Source organism: Providencia rustigianii (genome assembly GCF_900637755.1).
GTDB classification, from domain to species: Bacteria; Pseudomonadota; Gammaproteobacteria; order Enterobacterales; family Enterobacteriaceae; genus Providencia; species Providencia rustigianii.
The window spans coordinates 1,463,877-1,481,701 of record NZ_LR134396.1; the positions used below are offsets into that span (position 1 = coordinate 1,463,877).

A 17,825-nucleotide genomic window follows, 5' to 3' on the forward strand; every position below is an offset into this window, starting at 1 on the left:
TTTAAACTGAGATTTTGCTTAAAGTGAATCTTGCTAAGATTATTTTTTCTTATTGAGCATCGACTTTAAATCAGCGAACGGATTATAGGTCGCTTCACCAACATCTTTTTGTGCATCTTCCCCAGCCACAACCGTTGTTCCGTATTGATCCGCCTCAGTATATTTTGAGTGTTCATGGTCATGACAAAATAGACACAATAACTCCCAGTTACTGCCATCCTCTGGGTTATTGGTATGGTCGTGATCAATATGGTGAACTGTTAATTCGCGTAGATTTGAATAAACAAACTCCCGTGTACAGCGTCCACATACCCACGGATAGATTTTTAGTGCTTTCTCACGGTAGCCACTTTCCAACCGAGTGTAGTTTTTTGGGATCAGAGCCATAATAAATAGTACCTGTTATCAATAGATGGTTTTGCATTTCTGCTATCAATATACCGCATTTTACATCATGGGTATTATAGGAAATAAATTTTTAAATTATCTCTTTTTTGCAGGTTTCATATCTTATTGCGAAACGCTTCCCAAAGTTGATGTCATATTACTCAATTGCCCAAAAACCCCTGCGAAGTGCATCTAATTTCCACCATTGAATTTTTTACACTCTGTCATGCTATAGCGACTATACGTATAGGCTGAATTTTTGGAAGCGATGTGTCCGACGAAAGTGATGTAGAAAAAACAGAAGAACCCACGCCCCATAAAAAACAAAAAGCCAAAGATGATGGGCAAATCGTTCGATCAAAAGAACTGAGCTCCCTGATGATGATGTTAGCTGGGGTCAGTTTACTGTGGCTAAGTGGTGGGCACCTTGCCGCACAATTACGTCAAATCATGCGCCAAGGGTTTATTTTTGATGGTCACTACCTACAGAACACAAAGCTGATGCTCAATTATTTAGGCTCGGTAGTGAGTGAAGCACTATTTGCATTATTACCCGTGATTGGTGGGTTGGCGCTAGTTGGAATTTCAGCATCCTCATTGGTGGGAGGACTGCTATTCAACAGTAAGCTGATTAAATTTGATCCTAAAAAATTAGATCCGATTAAAGGATTGAAACGAATTTTTTCAATGAATGCCTTATCCGAGCTATTTAAGGCGATCTTGAAATCTTTATTTGTGGGGCTGGGGACATGGATTTTTCTTTGGCAAAGTTGGCCATCATTACTGCATTTGGTGATGGAGCCCCCTGTCACGGCATTAGGAAATGCGCTAGAAAAAGTCATTTTTGCCGGTTACTTGATTGTTTTTATGTTGATTCCGATGGTGGCATTTGATGTGTTTTACCAATTTCGTTCGCATTTAAAAAAATTACGAATGAGCCGCCAAGAAATTAAAGATGAATTCAAGCAGCAAGAGGGTGACCCGCATATTAAAGCCAAAATTCGGCAACAACAGCGTGCGATTGCTCGCAACCGAATGATGGCGGATGTTCCCAGTGCAGATGTTATCGTCACTAACCCAACACACTATGCGGTAGCACTCAAATATGATGATAAAAAAATGGGGGCTCCAAAGGTATTGGCAAAAGGGGCGGGAGTTATCGCTCAACGCATAAAAGAAATTGGCGAAGAGAATCGAATTTTACAACTTGAAGCTCCTCCGTTAGCGCGTGCGTTATATCGACACGCTGAGATTGGACAAAGTATTCCTGTTGCGCTGTATGCAGCAGTAGCAGAAGTTTTAGCATGGGTTTACCAATTACGCCGTTGGCGTCGAGAAGGTGGCCTGAAACCCAAAAAACCGAAAAATTTACCAGTGCCACCGACGCTGGATTTTGCTGGAGATGACAATCGCGATGGCTAATTTGGCTACACTTTTAAAATTGCCGAAGAACTTACAGGGAACGCAGTGGCAAATTCTCGCTGGACCCGTACTGATTTTGCTGATCTTGTCGATGATGGTTTTACCATTACCGGCATTTTTGCCCGACCTGCTGTTTACCTTTAATATTGCGCTCTCCATCATGGTGTTGTTAGTGGCGATGTTCACTAAACGGACATTGGATTTTGCGGCTTTCCCAACGATTTTATTATTTGCCACATTACTGCGTTTATCGCTCAATATCGCCTCTACTCGAATTATTTTATTAGATGGTCACACCGGACCTGATGCCGCAGGACGGGTAGTTGAAGCTTTTGGTCATTTCTTGGTTGGCGGTAATTTTGCCATTGGTATTGTGGTATTTATTATTCTCGTCTTGATTAACTTTATGGTAATTACCAAAGGTGCGGGGCGTATTGCTGAAGTGGGCGCTCGTTTTGTCCTTGATGGTATGCCTGGTAAGCAAATGGCAATCGATGCGGACTTAAACGCAGGAATTATTAATGATGATGAAGCCAAAAAACGCCGCTCAGAAGTAACTCAAGAAGCAGATTTTTACGGTTCGATGGATGGTGCGAGTAAGTTTGTCCGTGGTGATGCTGTCGCCGGTATTATGATCATGGTCATCAACGTGATTGGTGGTTTAATCATTGGTGTTGCTCAACACAATATGACCTTAGGTGACGCCACCAGTACATATACCCTATTAACTATTGGTGACGGACTTGTCGCTCAGATCCCAGCATTGATTATCTCTACCGCAGCAGGGGTAATTGTTACCCGTGTTGCAACCGATGAAGATGTCGGTGAGCAGATGGTCACTCAACTATTTAATAATCCTAGAGTTATGTGGCTAAGTGCGGGAGTTTTAGGGCTTATTGGTCTGATTCCTGGCATGCCAAATTTCGTGTTTCTCTTATTTACTGCGGCGCTAGCTGCATTAGGTTGGTATCTCGTTCGTAAATCCCAAAGCCCAGAGAAAGTTTCTGATGACGGCCAAGCACAACACTTTCAAGAAGCTAATAAAGTAGTGGAAGCGACTTGGGAGGATGTTCAATTAGAGGACTTATTAGCGATGGAAGTGGGTTATCGCTTAATTCCACTCGTCGATAATGACCAGCAAGGGGAATTATTAGGGCGTTTACGTGGATTACGGAAAAAGTTTGCTCAAGAAGTCGGGTACTTACCACCTGTGGTGCATATTTGCGATAACTTAGAATTGTCGCCATGTGAGTATCGTATTCTTATTAAAGGCGCAGAGGTCGGGCGCGGCGAAGCACAACCTGGTCGTAGCCTAGCGATTGATCCGGGAAATGCCGCTGGTTCATTGCAAGGGGATGTGACGAAAGAGCCAGCGTTCGGCTTACCTGCGGTTTGGATTGATGATGATTTACGTGAACAAGCACAAATCCAAGGCTATACGGTTGTTTCTGCCAGTACCGCAGTAGCAACACACTTCAATCAAATTTTACTGCAATACTCAAGTACATTGTTTGGGCGTCAAGAAGCCCAAATGTTGTATGACCGAGTGAAAAAAGAGATGCCAAAACTGGCGGATGACCTGATCCCAGATACTATATCTTTGACAATTTTACATCGCGTTCTACAAAACTTATTAATGGAAGATGTCGTGATCCGCGATATGCGTACCATCATTGAAACCTTAGCTGAAATGTCAGGGGAAAATGGTGAGCAAAAAGATACCGACTATCTGACCTCTCAGGTACGGATCGCGCTTGGACGGGCAATTACCCAACAGTGGTTTGGTAATGCAGAAGAAATCCAAGTCATTGGTCTCGATGCTAAGTTAGAACAAATTCTATTACAAGCGGCTAAAAATGGTGGCGGTTTAGAACCAAATCTGGCGCAATTTATTCAATCTCAAGCGGAAGAAGCGATTTCTCATCAAGAAGCCATGGGGGCACCAACGGTATTATTGGTGAATCACAGTTTACGATTGATATTGTCTCGTTTCTTGCGTCGTAGCTTGCCACAGTTGGTCGTGATGTCGAATTTAGAGATGACGGATCATCGTAAGATTAGAATGACGTCGATGATTAGCGGGTCATAAACAACCGATTAATTTATTGTTTAATACAGACAGGTAGCAGGCGATTTAATAGGGTTTTCTTGATGAAATCTTGTTTTTCGCCTGTTTTTTATTGATGCCAACTGTAGTAAGGATTACTATGGTTTAATTGGTGGGCTAAGGATGGCAATTTATAAAACTAAGATTTTTAAGAGTAAGCTAAAAAAGCTAGAACTGGATGAAATTGACGTATTGTTAGCAGCTAAGCAGGTTTTATCCGGCTGTTATGAAGCGGATTTGGGTGGCGGTGTGATTAAAAAGCGTCTGGCTATTCAAGGCGTTGGGAAAAGAGCTGGAATACGAACGATTATTTTTTATAAACAAGGTTCTCATCTATTTTTTGCTGATGGTTGGTCCAAATCACGATTAGCCTCAAAAGGAAGAAAAGAAATTGAGGATGATGATCTTGAATCCTATAAAGATATTGCTCGAATATTACTAAATTCTGATCCAATGAAAATTGCACATATGCTTAAAACTGGCTATTTAATTGAGGTGAAAAATGTCTAATACGATGAAAGAGTTACTTGAATTTGCTCAAGGATTGGAAAAGATTGGAGTGACTGATGATATTGCCTCTCGACGGATTGAAGCAAGAATTAAGGCGAGAGAGTTAAAGGAGAAATTTAGTGCTCTTAAGCCAATGACGGGTGAGGATATTAAACGTATTCGCGAAGAGAATAATATTTCTCAATCATCTTTAGCGCTCATATTAAATATGACAAAAGAAAGTGTGTCTAAGTGGGAACGTGATGAAATCAAACCTAACGGCGCAGCGTTGAGATTACTAAATCTAATCGAGCAAAAGACTCTGATTATTTAACCAGATAGAGATAGATAACAGGGAGAGAGTCAGGAATCTAAATCGAGATTTTCTTTCCTAATGCAGGGCGTTTCAACTCTAAACCATCGGCACCATATGTGGATTGATTATTGTGTTTTTTCACAAAATTAAGGCGCTGTGAGTTCAGTTCAATATGCAGTTGTAGCATTTGGTGATTACGATAATTTAGCTCTTTTAATGAAGTGGTCAGGGCTTTAATCGATTCCCAAATATTACTCAGTACAAGGTTGTCATCGTAAGGCGCTGCAATCTGCGCTTGCTCTTCTAACTGCAAACGGTGATTTTCGCCGTGACTAATAGCGGCGACCAAAAAGCGTTTTTGCTCAGTCGTTTCCTGAAAAGGCGACGGTGGAACGCGATGATAACCTAATAATAACTCTTCATTTTTCATCACAATTTCCAGTGATTGCAAATGACCCAATTGTTGTTCTAGTAATAGCAATAATTCGTCGTTCATAGTAATTCAATTTATTTCATGGAAAGCATACATTCATGGGCGTCACGCAAAATGCCATCAGCAATTTTACCTGCATCCATCGTTAAAGTGCCGTCTTTGATAGCTTGCTTGATCTTCTCGACTTTTGCAGTATCAATATCGGTTGCTTGAGGCTGGAGTAATTTCTTTTGTAATTCGCTGGGTGCGAAAGAACTTTCTTTAACTGCTTCATTAGCTGAAATTTTTTTATCGCGCATCGGGGCTGTCGCATCTTGTGGATCGCGAGTCGTAACCTGAGTCAGCGCAGAAATTGCAGATGTTTGCTCAATAGCCATAGTGTTTTTTCCTGTTCCCGATATTTTTCATATAGTCAGTTATCGGCAGATATTAATGAACCTTTAATATTCCGTTATATTTCAAGTTGCCGCTATGCCACTTTTTTTTATTTTTACTATGTCGGACGAATTGTAAAAATTATACCTGCAATTCCCATGAAAAACAGAAAATTATCATCCGCTAAGTTAATGATTATATTTCGCTTTCAATTAATTCAATGCAACCTGAACACTGCCATTTTCTTGAGCCTCACCATTCACAACTTGCCCATTAATTAACCGGACTCGAATATTCTCGCCGATGACAGCGTTGTTAATCGCTCTTCCTTCGTATTTCACCGAAAAATTATTTCCAGTCGCGAACACATGTACGGTTTGACCTGATTTGATTGCCCAAGGACGTCTTACCATTGAGTTGGTTAATGTTTGTCCCGCAGTGATATTACGTAGAGCAATGGTTCCACGTAATGCTATTTTTTCTGTTGCTGCCCCAGACGGTAATTGATGAATTAACCCTTTTTTTGTGCCGATATCTACAAATTCAATTGTCTCACCACGATTGATATTACGGGTTGCCACATAATATTGACCGGTCACATTGACGACTAATTGAATATATTGTTTTTTTTTGTCGCACTGTACAGGTAAGGAGACATTGCCCATATTTCTACCCCCGCTTGGTGGGCTAATTTGGGGCTTATCACATTTTGGCCATTTATCTATCGGCGTTTTTATTTCAATAGAGACAGTATTTTGTTTACCGTGAACATGGCGAAAATACTGGTCAATATCTTGGGGTAGTGAAGCTTGAACAGATAAAGGAATTAGATTTAATAGACTGATATATAAAATATATTTAACTAAATAAACACGTCTCATTACACCATCTCCTTTTCGGTATCTCACTTTTATTCCGCTGAAGTTTACCGACATCCTCAATAATGAATGAGGCAAATAGGTCAATAATTTTGCCTTTATCTCGCCATTAGATTTTTTATCTGCCAGCTAATATGAGCATCGAATTTTTGTATTGATGAAATCTGCAACCAAAAAATTCCTAATTTACTCATTAAAAAGTTAGGAATTGACTGAAATCCATTGAGGGTAACCATGATTGATAAATTAGATGCCACTTTTGCTTTTCAACAGCGGGCTTTGTCCATAAGAGAAGCAAGACAGACCGTTTTGGCATCTAACATCGCCAACGCGGATACCCCAGGCTATCAGGCTCGTGACATTGATTTTAATCGTCAATTGCAGCAAGCGATGGATAAAGGAGTTGTTAAAGGTAAGGGAATTTCACTGGCAGTGACGGCGAAAGGGCACATTGAAGGGCATGATATGCAGCCTGCGGCAATGGATCTGAAATACCGAGTACCTTACCAAACATCAATGGACGGAAATACCGTTGATATGGATATAGAACGTAGTCAATTTGCTGACAACACGTTGAAATATCAAGCCGATCTTACATTTATTAATAGCCAAGTCAAAAGTATGTTGGCCGTTCTACAGCAAGGGTAATTGTCATGGCTCTATTGAGTATTTTTGATATCTCCGCTTCCGCATTAACTGCGCAATCTCAACGCCTGAACGTGAGTGCCAGTAACATGGCAAACGCGGAAAGTGTGGCGGGTCCCGATGGACAACCTTACCGTGCAAAACAGGTCGTTTTCCAAATGGCTCCACAAGGTCGTCATCAAGTGGGGGGCGTGCGAGTCAGTGAACTGATTGAAGATCCTTCTCCACCGCGCATGGAGTATAAACCGGGACATCCTCTTGCTGATGAAAAAGGTTATGTCCAGATGCCGAATGTCGACACGGTTGGTGAGATGATCAACACCATATCGGCATCACGTAGCTATCAAGCTAACTTAGAAGTGATGAATACCGCTAAAACATTGCTACAGAAAACCTTAACGCTAGGTCAGTAACGGAGACGCGAAATGGGGATTTCTGCCTCAATGAATGATTCTTTGGATAACTCTGTTGCAGGCCCAGCGGCTGCGGCAAGTAATGTACCAAAGAAAAGTCAAAGTGATGATATGCGTGACACATTTCTAACCATGATTGTGACGCAAATGCAAAACCAAGACCCAACAAAACCGATGGATAATGCCGATTTGACGGGGCAATTAGCGCAAATAGCCACCCTCGAGAGCATGAATAAGTTGAGCGATAGCGTGAGTGGCATTTCTCAGCAAATTGGTTCTGGACAATCATTACAGGCGACGCAATTAGTTGGAAAAGGGGTTCTGATCCCGCGTAATGAAATCATTTTAGCGCCACTGAAAAAAGAGAGTAACGGTGAAAATAGTACCGTGACCAAACCAGCAAATCCATTGCCAGATGAGGTGATCAGCGCTAACAGCCCATCGAATTTTGGTCTCAGTAATCTAGGGGCTAATGAAGGTGATGAGGGCTCTGAAGAGCCACAAACTGATTATATTTCATCGCCATTTGGTTTCTTCTTACCGAAGTTAGCCGATACCGTTGAAATTACCATTCGTGACAAAAACCGCACAGTTATCCGCACCATTAGCTATGACTCAGAAGTTAAACCCGATATTTACGATATGGCATGGGATGGGCGTGATAACAACGGCAATTTGGTTGCTGACCCGAAAGGTAAATATTTCTTTGATGTGAAAGCCGTCAGGATGGGGTCTGAAATTGAGGTCACCAAACTCGGCTATACCCGTGTCAATGGTGTAACACCCGGCTCAGATGCACCGTTATTGGATGTCGGCATAGGGCAAAGTGTGCCACTAAGCAGCATCTTCAAAGTGTATCCCGCATCTTAATTTTATTCCCCAAATATTTATGGAGAAAATATGTCTTTTTCACAAGCAGTTAGCGGCTTAAATGCAGCATCAGCGGGGCTAGATTCAATTGGTAACAATATTGCCAACTCCGCAACCAATGGTTTTAAAGGGGCAACGACATCGTTCGCTGATATGTTTGCTGGCTCAGGTGTTGGGTTAGGGGTTAACGTTGCTGCGGTTACCCAAAACTTTAAAGATGGCCCTATTACTCGAACTGATAGAGCGACCGATGTAGCGATTTCGGGCAACGGTTTTTTCCGTGTTGAAGACCAAAATGGCGATGTTTTTTATAGCCGTGATGGGCAATTTCAGCGCGATAAAAGCGGTAATTTAGTGAATAACCAAGGCATGGTTGTGACGGGTTATCCCGCTAGCGTTGATGCTAAAGGCAATGTGTCAATTCAAAGTGGTGGCGTACCTGCGGGCATGAATATCCCAACGGATATGATGGATGCAAAAAAATCTGAACTAGCCAAGTTAACCATTAACCTAAATTCAGAAGATAAAAAGAAAGACAAAGCGTTCGATTTAACAAAACCGGACGATATTGCGACCTATAACTTTAGTACCACCATGACTTCCTATGATAGCCAAGGGAATACTCATGAAATTTCAGTCTATTTTGTTAAGAATGATGACAATAAATGGACGGCATACGCTAAAGATGCCAGTGAAACAGACGCTAAAAAATTAGGTGATTTAGAGTTTGATGGCAATGGTAAGTTGAAAGATGCTGAAAATGCTATTTTTGATTTTGCTTACAATGGGTTAAATGGCGCGGATGGCGGCACGTTGAAAGTTGATCTTGGTAAAACCCGTCAACAAAAAGTCAGTGAATCTTCAGTCAGTGCCATCGATGTTAATGGCTATCCCGCGGGTGAATACACCACCTTCAAGATCGAAGATAACGGTCTGGTTGTGGCTAACTATTCTAACCAACAAAAACGTGTTGTTGGTCAAATCGCCTTATCTGCATTTGCTAACCCAAATGGTTTAGTTTCCCAAGGGGGTAACGTCTGGGCATCTTCAAATGCGTCGGGTAACCCGATGGATGGCGTACCGGGTGTGGGTCAGTTCGGTAAATTAACCAGCGGTGCATTAGAGTCCTCAAACGTGGATATGAGCCAAGAGCTGATTAGCATGATCGTGATGCAGCGTAACTATCAATCCAACGCACAAACCATCAAGACTCAAGACCAAATGCTACAAACATTGGTTAACTTACGTTAAGGGTAGAGGTTGTCCATGGATCATGTCATTTATACCGCAATGGGCGGGGCGCGTCATGCGCTTGAAAATCAAGGGATTGTTTCTAATAACATTGCCAACGTTTCCACGGCGGGTTTTAAAGCCCAACTTTCTGCGATGCGTGCAGTGCCTATTCATGGGGATAGCGAGCAGACTCGGACGATGGTAGTGGCTTCAACGCCCGGTGCGGATATGAGCCAAGGACCACTGAACTACACAGGAAAAGCCACGGATGTGGCATTGAATGATAAACACTTTTTGGCGGTCGCATTAGCAGATGGCTCAGAGGCGTATACCCGTAACGGTAACATTCAAGTATCCCCTGATGGTGAATTAATGATTGGTGGGAATCTTCTGCAAGGTGATGGTGGTCCTATTGATGTTCCACCGAATGCCGATCTGACTATTGGGGCTGATGGAACGATTACGGCGCTATTAGCCACAGACCCACCGACGATGCTAGGGCAGATTGGTCGATTAAAAGTCGTTGAAGCACAGCCGAATGAGCTGATTCGTGGTGAAGATGGATTATTCCATTTATCGGCGCAGGCACAAGCGGCAAACGGTAATGGCTTGCAACAAAGTGACCGAGCCATTGTGACGTCAGGTGTTATTGAAGGCAGTAATGTCAATGCAGCTGAAGCCATGGTGTCAATGATTGCGAATGCTCGGCATTTTGAAATGCAAATGAAAGTGATCCATAGCGCGGATGAAAATGCACAGCGTGCTAATCAACTACTCACTGTCAGCTAATTGTTAGTAAGGAATTACTATGATCCGTTCTTTATGGATTGCAAAAACAGGGCTTGATGCCCAACAAACAAACCTTGACGTCATTTCCAACAACTTGGCAAACGTCAGCACTAACGGTTTTAAACGTCAACGTGCGGTTTTTGAAGATTTACTTTACCAAAACATCCGCCAGCCGGGTGCGATGAGTTCAGATCAAACTTCATTACCTTCAGGTTTACAAATGGGTACGGGTGCGCGTCCAGTAGCAACAATGCGTATCCACAGCCAAGGTAATTTAAACAAAACAGGTACCACAACCGATATCGCCATCAAGGGACAAGGCTTTCTGCATGTTCAGATGCCAGATGGTACTGATGCCTATACTCGCGATGGTGCATTACAGCCTAACCAAGATGGTCAATTGGTAACTTCAAGTGGCTATCAAGTCGTTCCTGCGATTATGATCCCTGAAAATGCGAACAGCCTAAGTATTGCGCGTGATGGTACCGTTTCTGTCACGGTATACGGTGATAACCAGCCTCAGCAAATTGGTCAAATTACCTTAACCACGTTTATCAATGATGCGGGTTTAGAAAGTATGGGTGAAAACCTGTACATGGAAACCGCAAGCTCAGGGGCGCCAAATGAAAGTGCTCCAGGGACTAACGGGGCGGGTTTGCTGTATCAAGGCATGTTAGAGACTTCAAACGTGAACGTGGCAGAAGAATTGGTGAATATGATCCAAACTCAACGCGCTTACGAAATTAACAGTAAAGCGGTCTCGGCATCGGATCAAATGCTCCAGCGTCTGACCCAACTGTAAGTGAGGATGGCAGTTCGCGTCATTAGCGAGTGAACTGCCCCTAGTAATGACAAAAGGTATTTCGCAGCAAAAGAGTCGCATGATGATTGAAAACGGCATTGTTCCTAAACAGCGTAAAACGGTTTTACAGATTTCGAGAGTGGTATGCTTGGCCGCCATCGTTATTATCAGCGGTTGCGCCCATATTAAACCTCGTCCTCTCGTGGATTCTCAAACCACGGCTACGCCCACTGCACCGACTGCACCTGCACCAAATGGCGCGATTTTTCAGAGTGCACAGCCTGCCTATTATGGTTACCAACCGCTATTTGAAGATAGACGACCTCGTAACGTTGGGGATATTTTGACTATCAATCTGCAAGAGAATGTGAGCGCGAGCAAAAATTCATCAGCGAATGCAAATCGTAGCGGAAAAACAGGTTTCCTCGCGGCGATCCTTCCTGGGTTTATGCAGGGTTGGTTAGGCGGCAGCAATACCGAGATTGATGTGAAAGGTAACAGCGACTTTACCGGTAAAGGTGGCGCAAACGCGAATAATACTTTTAAAGGCACTATCACGGTGACGGTTGACCAATTATTAGCCAATGGCAATTTACATGTTGTTGGTGAAAAACGTATCGCGATTAATCAGGGAACCGAATCTATTCGTTTTTCTGGGGTTGTTAATCCACGAACTATTGGTGCAGACAATAACGTGAGTTCAACTCAAGTGGCTGATGCGCGTATTGAATATGTTGGTGATGGCTACATCAACGAATCCCAAACAATGGGGTGGTTACAACGCTTTTTCTTAAATGTTTCCCCTTACTAAATGAACATTCGCCATCAAGTAGCCGAGAAGAATCCATGAAAAATAAAGTGTTCGTTCTATTTTCACTATGTTGCCTGTTAGGGAGCCTATTTGTTGCTCCCGCTTATAGTGAGCGCGTTAAAGATCTCACCACTGTCCAAGGGGTAAGAGATAACCCATTAATTGGTTATGGTCTAGTGGTAGGGCTGGATGGTACAGGGGACCAAACTATGCAAACCCCATTCACCACTCAAAGCTTGAACAATATGCTTTCCCAAATGGGGATCACGGTTCCTCCGGGCACCAATATGCAGCTAAAAAACGTCGCGGCGGTAATGGTTACCGCTAAAATGCCGCCGTTTGGTCGTTCAGGGCAGTCGGTAGATATCGTAGTTTCTTCCATGGGTAACGCCAAAAGTTTACGTGGCGGAACGCTATTAATGACCCCATTAAAAGGGGTGGATGGGCAAATCTATGCCATGGCTCAGGGTAACGTTTTGGTTGGTGGTGCAGGAGCCAGTGCTGGCGGTAGTAGCATTAAAGTCAACCAACTCAATGGTGGGCGAATTACTGATGGAGCAACGATTGAGCGTGAGTTACCCAGCAGTTTTGGACAAAGTGGCGCGATCAATTTACAGCTGAATGAAGACAGCTTTGCTTTAGCGCAAGATATTACCGATGCAATTAACCGGATGGGGGGAATGGGAACGGCCAGAGCGCTAGATTCGCGGACGGTTCAACTATTAGTGCCTGCAAATAACAGTGAGCAAGTGCGTTTTCTTTCGCGAGTTCAAGAGCTCAATGTTCGTACACCAATGACGGAAGCGAAAGTGATCCTGAATTCACGGACCGGCTCTGTGGTGATTAATCGTAGTGTGACACTCGAAAGTTGTGCCGTTGCTCACGGCAGTTTGGCGGTAACAGTCGAAAGACAAACTCAAGTGAATCAGCCGGATACCCCATTTGCGGGTGGACAGACCGTTATCACGCGTAATACCAATGTGGGTATGCGAGAACAAGGTGGCGCACTGCAAAAAGTCAATGCGAGCGTACAGCTAAACCAAGTTATCCAAGCTCTCAATACACTAGGCGCAACACCAACAGATTTAATGTCCATTTTGCAAGCCATGGAAAGTGCAGGTTGCTTACGTGCGAAATTGGAGATCATCTAATGAGCGATATGCAGTTATTACAAGGAGCTGCGTATGATGTCCAGTCGTTAACGGGCTTAAAAGGTGAGTTAAATAAATCGCCTGAACAGGGGCTGCGTCAAGTGACGCAGCAACTCGAAGCGACTTTTGTGCAAATGATGTTAAAAAGCATGCGTTCAGCATTACCGCAAGACGGCATGCTTTCTAATGATCAAACTCGCTTGATGACCAGCATGTATGACCAGCAAATTGCCCAAGACCTTTCCCAGAAAGGACTCGGTTTTGGCGAAATGATGTATCAGCAATTGACTCGTGACCAATCCTCTAATTTGCCGACCCAAAGTGCATTTATGCCATTGAATGAGCAGGAGCTTCAATCATTACCGCCGTTCGCCATGGAACAGATGATGCGCCGTTTTGCACCAATGGGTGATGCTCTGGCAGCACCATTCCAGAAAATTAAATCGTTATCACTCAATAGCAGCAATTTTATTAATCGCTTATTGGAACCCGCTAAGAATGCCAGTGAAAAAAGTGGCATTTCTCACTTTTTAATCCTCGCTCAAGCCGCATTAGAAAGCGGTTGGGGAAAACGTGAAATTTTAACGGCGGAAGGCAAAAGCAGTCACAACTTGTTTGGTATTAAAGCGGGTAAGAGCTGGAAAGGCCCGGTCACTAATATCATGACCACGGAGGTCATCAATGGCGAAAGTATCAAAATGCGCGATGATTTCCGTGTTTATGGCTCCTATGAAGAAGCTATTTCAGACTATATCGGGTTATTAACTCAAAATCCTCGTTATAAAGAGGTTAAACATGCGCCAACCCCTGAAATTGCAGCTCGTCGATTGCACCAAGCAGGTTATGCAACTGACCCTGGTTACTCTGACAAATTAATTACCTTGATTAGTCAAATACGTGGCTCGGATTCAACTGTCAATAATGCCACTGTGAAAGCTATTCAGGCTTATAACATCGACTTAAAAGATATCTTCTAAAAAGTCTTAATAAATCAAAGTTTGCGCTAAATATTTACGCCAACTTTCCGATAACTGAATAAGTGAAAATTTTGAGTGACTAGCGCTGAGATTGAGTCAGCCAATCAAAGCGCTCAGTCCCAAGAATAGGAAAAGCTTATGCTGAACAATGTAATGAATAACGCGCTAAGTGGTGTGAATGCTGCGCAGGGTGGGTTAAGTGTTATTTCTAATAACTTAGCTAACGCTGGTGTAGGTTACTATCACCGCCAAAGTGCTGTGTTCGGGGAGAATCCCGGTACGATGACACCTAATGGTTATTTTGGTAACGGCACTTATTTCAGCCATGTTCGCCGTGAGTTTGATGAATTCGTCAATGCGCAATACAGCCAATCACGGGCTCGTAGTGGCGATTACGAAGCTTACGTGAAAAACTGTAATAAAGTCGATGACTTGCTGACTAATGATGTTGAAGACCTATCGAGTAGTATCGGAAGCTTCTTCACTGCACTGGATACTGCAAGCAGTGATGCTAGCGACAAAACCTTGATTGATGTTTTCTTAGGTCAATCAAATGCGCTGGTATCTCAATTCAAAGAAGCAGATAGACGATTACAAGAAATGGAACGCGATATTAATCACCAAATCGAAAATAAGGTGAAAGATATCAATATCTATGCGGATAAAATCGCTGGATTAAACCAACAAATCGCCCGTATCCGTTCAGTGAGTGGCTCAGAGCCTAATGACTTGCTGGATGTGCGTGACCGCCTTGTCAATGAAGTTAACTCAGTGATTGGCGTGAAAGTTATTGAGCAAAACGGCAACTACAATGTGACGTTTGCTAACGGATTACCGCTGGTGACAGGTGAAAAAGCGAATCGCCTTGAAGCCGTTCCTTCTTCTAAAGATGACAGCCGCTTTAGCATTGGGTTTGTGGGATCAAACGGTCAAGTCCGTGAAATTCCTGATGAAGCGTTTAAAGGCGGAGAGCTGAGCGGTGTACTGCGCTCTCGCCAAGAAGTTATCGACCCTGCCTATCAAAAAATCAATAAATTGGCCTTAGTTTTTGCAACGAAATTTAATGAAATTCATAGCAAAGGTTTTGATTCCAATGGGAATACTGGAAAAGATTTTTTTGCTTTAGGTAAAGGTACCGTTGTTAGTAACACCCATAACACAGGCAAAACGGACTTTGACTTAAGCTACAGCGATGTTTCTAAAGTCACCGGTAATAACTATGAAATGCGTTATGACGGAACCAACTGGAATGTCACCCGTTTACCTGACGGGGTGAAAATTACTGTTGATCCATCATCCACCGCAGACACGTTGAAATTCGAAGGCTTAGAGCTCAAGATGACGACAAATACCCCCGCTGCGGGTGATACCTTTGTGGTCAAGCCGATGAACGGCGTAATCAACAATATGGAAACGTTGGTGACGGAAGCCTCTGGATTTGCAGGTGCTGGAAGTAAAGATGGTGGCCCAGGCGATAACGAAAACATCAAAGAATTGGTTAAATTACAAGATCAAAAAGTAGTGGATGGCGGTTCTACGTTCTCCGATTTCTATGCCACGTTAATTAATGATGTCGGTAGTCGTACTAAACAGGCGCAAATTGATTCTGAAACCCAGAATAAAATGACAGAAAGTTTCTACCGCCAAGAGCAAGAAATTTCTGGTGTTAACATGAATGAAGAAAGCATTCAGATGCAAAAAATTCAACAATTTTTTAATGCCAATGCACAGGTATTGAAAACGGTGGACGATCTGTTTAATGCGTTGATGCGTGCGTTCTAATTCATTGAACTCACAGGGTTTCAGAATAATTTAATAAGGATTTAAGCGATGCGTTTAAGTACCAATATGATTTTCCATCAACGCTTACAAGATATGAACGGTGCGCAATCTCGATGGATGGATGCGGGCAGCCAATTAGCGTCAGGTAAGCGTGTTAACAAGCCATCGGATGACCCGCAAGCATCATCCCAAGCTGTGCGAATTAACCAATCTGAAAGTCGTAACCAGCAATATGTCACAAGCCGTGGTTTTGCAAAAACGGGTATGACACTACAAATGAGCATTTTGAGTCAGATGACGGAAGTCACCACTCAAATTGATACTACGATTATCCAAGCTTCTAACCAAGGTGCGTTGAGTGATAAAGACCGCACTTCATTGGCGGAACAATTAACAGGTTTGAAAGAGCAGTTAGTTGGGCTGGGTAATACCACGGATGGTAACGGACGTTATATTTTTGCAGGGTTTAAATCTGACAAAGCCCCTTTTGAAATCGATACGAATGGTGAGGTTTTGTATAAAGGTGGTGACAAGCCAATCATGCAAAATGTTGCTAGTGACCGTGAGATGACCACCTATTTTACGGGGGCTCAGGTATTTGAAACTGATGGCGCAGGTATGGTCAATGTTTTCAAAGCGCTAAACGTGGGAATTAAAGCGTTATCTATTCCTCAACAGGATGCACCGCAATCAGATTTAGATGCTGCTCAAGCGGGAATGGATGAAGCTAACCGTGGTATTAAAGCGGCGTTGGATCAAATTTCCAATATTGAAGCCAAGCAAGGCTTGCAGTTACAGGAAATTGATAAATTAGATTTTCTAGCCAATACCCGCACTATCCAGAATGAAGCTCGCAAAAGTGAGCTGCTAGAGACTAACTGGACGGGAACCACCACGGATTATTATAAAGAGAAAGCCATGTTCCAAGCTTCTCAAGATATTTTCAAAGATCTTAACAGCATGTCATTATTTGGCGGACGTTAATTGATTTTTACCGCACCTTATGAGCAGTGGTATGTAAACTAGGGTGCGGGTTTCTCGCTTATTTTTTCTATTTTCTGCGTTGTTGATTTTGCTTTCCTATTTGATTGTTATGGCTTGTTTATCCCTGATATTTTAAATCGCCCATCGCCCATCGCCCATCGCCCATCGTTGTATAGGCCGCTTAAATTTTTATTTAATAAATATCGTCACGGGGAGTTTAAATCGCTCTGCCAGCTTTTTCATATGCTCAAGAGATAAGTTGCGTTCACCGTTTAAAATGCGGCTAACGTAAGAGCGAGAGCCTATTTCATTAGCAAAATCAGTGGTATTTAGATTGTACTGATCCATCAATGTACGTAACACCGCAACAGCGTCATCACACTGCTTTAATTTGCGATTAAAATCTGCAAATTCGGGGGCATTGTCTTCATAGTGATCAATTTTTTCACATAAAATTTCGACCAGCGGATTATCAGGATCGTATTCCACCAGATACTCGACTAATTTAATGGCATCTTCATAGTCGCGGCGAGAGTGATTTTTGCCGAGAATAGGAATGAGATGAATTAAATGATTAGCAGTTTGAATGGCTTCACTAAAAATCATATTTTATGTTCTCCGATAATAATTCATTAGCTTATTATATTCAGCGTGTGTAGATATATGTTTTATGAAAATTTTACTTTTTTTAAAATCAGCAAAAAATAAAATCCTTAAAGCATTACCACCGATATCAATAACCCACCACTTTTCGCGGTACTTCATTCTATCTAAGCTTGGGAAAATATTTTTTAGCTCATCAGGGGATGAGTACGATCCTTGTTTTAGTGTTTTATAAACATCTAATAATACTTTGGCATGCTTAGGATTTCTTTCCGATGCATGGACAAAGGGTTCCCTTGAGATTACGTGCATTATGCCCCTCTTGTTTCCTAATTGTCAACGTGTGTTTTTTCTGATT

General features: G+C 42.6%; 21 protein-coding genes. 15 read left to right on the forward strand and 6 right to left on the reverse strand.

Going from position 1 to position 17,825, the window contains the following annotated elements:
• Positions 1-39 precede the first annotated feature (39 nt).
• Positions 40-387, reverse strand: a complete 348-nt coding sequence (gene yajD / locus EL244_RS06535; RefSeq protein ID WP_006813437.1) for an HNH nuclease YajD — start codon at positions 385-387, stop codon at positions 40-42.
• 270 nt (positions 388-657) lie between these two features.
• On the opposite strand from yajD, the gene flhB reads away from it, so the two are divergent.
• From flhB to EL244_RS06555, 4 genes are all read left to right on the forward strand, one after another.
• Positions 658-1,809, forward strand: coding sequence for a flagellar biosynthesis protein FlhB (gene flhB / locus EL244_RS06540; RefSeq protein ID WP_006813436.1), 1,152 nt, complete (start codon positions 658-660; stop codon positions 1,807-1,809).
• Positions 1,802-3,898, forward strand: a complete 2,097-nt coding sequence (gene flhA / locus EL244_RS06545; protein WP_126459602.1) for a flagellar biosynthesis protein FlhA — start codon at positions 1,802-1,804, stop codon at positions 3,896-3,898. The genes flhB and flhA overlap by 8 nt, the downstream gene beginning before the upstream one ends.
• A gap of 141 nt (positions 3,899-4,039) precedes the next feature.
• The gene (locus tag EL244_RS06550; protein ID WP_126459605.1) at positions 4,040-4,426 is read left to right on the forward strand and encodes a type II toxin-antitoxin system RelE/ParE family toxin; all 387 of its coding nucleotides are present in this window, start codon (positions 4,040-4,042) and stop codon (positions 4,424-4,426) included.
• A complete protein-coding gene (locus EL244_RS06555; protein WP_006813433.1) occupies positions 4,419-4,739 on the forward strand; it encodes a helix-turn-helix domain-containing protein in 321 nt (106 codons plus the stop codon). The genes EL244_RS06550 and EL244_RS06555 overlap by 8 nt, the downstream gene beginning before the upstream one ends.
• 37 nt (positions 4,740-4,776) lie before the next feature.
• Here EL244_RS06555 and EL244_RS06560 read toward each other — a convergent pair whose 3' ends face one another.
• From EL244_RS06560 to flgA, 3 genes are all read right to left on the reverse strand, one after another.
• Positions 4,777-5,217, reverse strand: coding sequence for a flagella synthesis protein FlgN (locus tag EL244_RS06560; protein WP_126459608.1), 441 nt, complete (start codon positions 5,215-5,217; stop codon positions 4,777-4,779).
• Positions 5,218-5,228: 11 nt separating this feature from the next.
• Positions 5,229-5,531, reverse strand: a complete 303-nt coding sequence (gene flgM / locus EL244_RS06565; protein WP_006813431.1) for a flagellar biosynthesis anti-sigma factor FlgM — start codon at positions 5,529-5,531, stop codon at positions 5,229-5,231.
• 210 nt (positions 5,532-5,741) lie between these two features.
• Positions 5,742-6,410, reverse strand: coding sequence for a flagellar basal body P-ring formation chaperone FlgA (gene flgA / locus EL244_RS06570; RefSeq protein ID WP_006813429.1), 669 nt, complete (start codon positions 6,408-6,410; stop codon positions 5,742-5,744).
• 231 nt (positions 6,411-6,641) lie between these two features.
• Here flgA and flgB point away from each other — a divergent pair, with 231 nt between their 5' ends.
• The 11 genes from flgB (at position 6,642) to flgL (ending at position 16,864) form a co-directional block, all read left to right on the forward strand.
• On the forward strand, positions 6,642-7,055 hold the full coding sequence (flgB, locus tag EL244_RS06575; RefSeq protein ID WP_006813427.1) for a flagellar basal body rod protein FlgB: 414 nt from the start codon (positions 6,642-6,644) through the stop codon (positions 7,053-7,055).
• A 5-nt stretch (positions 7,056-7,060) separates the two neighbouring features.
• Complete coding sequence (flgC, locus tag EL244_RS06580) at positions 7,061-7,465, forward strand: flagellar basal body rod protein FlgC (RefSeq protein ID WP_006813426.1); 405 nt, start codon at positions 7,061-7,063, stop codon at positions 7,463-7,465.
• 12 nt (positions 7,466-7,477) lie between these two features.
• A complete protein-coding gene (locus EL244_RS06585) occupies positions 7,478-8,335 on the forward strand; it encodes a flagellar hook assembly protein FlgD (protein WP_115164158.1) in 858 nt (285 codons plus the stop codon).
• A gap of 30 nt (positions 8,336-8,365) precedes the next feature.
• Positions 8,366-9,586 (forward strand): flagellar hook protein FlgE, encoded by a 1,221-nt coding sequence (flgE, locus tag EL244_RS06590; protein ID WP_126459611.1) that lies wholly within the window; start codon positions 8,366-8,368, stop codon positions 9,584-9,586.
• Positions 9,587-9,601: 15 nt separating this feature from the next.
• A complete protein-coding gene (locus EL244_RS06595; protein WP_126459614.1) occupies positions 9,602-10,357 on the forward strand; it encodes a flagellar basal body rod protein FlgF in 756 nt (251 codons plus the stop codon).
• Positions 10,358-10,376: 19 nt separating this feature from the next.
• Complete coding sequence (gene flgG, locus EL244_RS06600; RefSeq protein ID WP_112836539.1) at positions 10,377-11,159, forward strand: flagellar basal-body rod protein FlgG; 783 nt, start codon at positions 10,377-10,379, stop codon at positions 11,157-11,159.
• Positions 11,160-11,205: 46 nt separating this feature from the next.
• Entirely contained in the window at positions 11,206-11,970 is a 765-nt protein-coding gene (locus tag EL244_RS06605) for a flagellar basal body L-ring protein FlgH (RefSeq protein WP_006813421.1), read from the forward strand.
• A gap of 35 nt (positions 11,971-12,005) precedes the next feature.
• Positions 12,006-13,121, forward strand: a complete 1,116-nt coding sequence (locus EL244_RS06610; RefSeq protein WP_154600545.1) for a flagellar basal body P-ring protein FlgI — start codon at positions 12,006-12,008, stop codon at positions 13,119-13,121.
• Positions 13,121-14,098, forward strand: coding sequence for a flagellar assembly peptidoglycan hydrolase FlgJ (flgJ, locus tag EL244_RS06615; protein WP_006813419.1), 978 nt, complete (start codon positions 13,121-13,123; stop codon positions 14,096-14,098). Before EL244_RS06610 ends, flgJ begins: the two co-directional genes overlap by 1 nt.
• Before the next feature lie 138 nt (positions 14,099-14,236).
• Entirely contained in the window at positions 14,237-15,880 is a 1,644-nt protein-coding gene (gene flgK, locus EL244_RS06620; RefSeq protein ID WP_006813418.1) for a flagellar hook-associated protein FlgK, read from the forward strand.
• 48 nt (positions 15,881-15,928) lie between these two features.
• Positions 15,929-16,864: a flagellar hook-associated protein FlgL gene (gene flgL, locus EL244_RS06625; protein WP_039854240.1), complete on the forward strand. Its 936-nt coding sequence runs from the start codon at positions 15,929-15,931 to the stop codon at positions 16,862-16,864.
• A gap of 189 nt (positions 16,865-17,053) precedes the next feature.
• Here the strand turns inward: flgL and EL244_RS06630 are convergent, their stop codons facing one another.
• On the reverse strand, positions 17,054-17,470 hold the full coding sequence (locus tag EL244_RS06630; protein WP_006813416.1) for a helix-turn-helix domain-containing protein: 417 nt from the start codon (positions 17,468-17,470) through the stop codon (positions 17,054-17,056).
• A gap of 3 nt (positions 17,471-17,473) precedes the next feature.
• Positions 17,474-17,779 carry a type II toxin-antitoxin system HigB family toxin gene (locus EL244_RS06635; protein ID WP_126459617.1) on the reverse strand — a complete coding sequence of 102 codons (306 nt, stop codon included), beginning with the start codon at positions 17,777-17,779 and terminating at the stop codon, positions 17,474-17,476.
• Positions 17,780-17,825 lie beyond the last annotated feature (46 nt).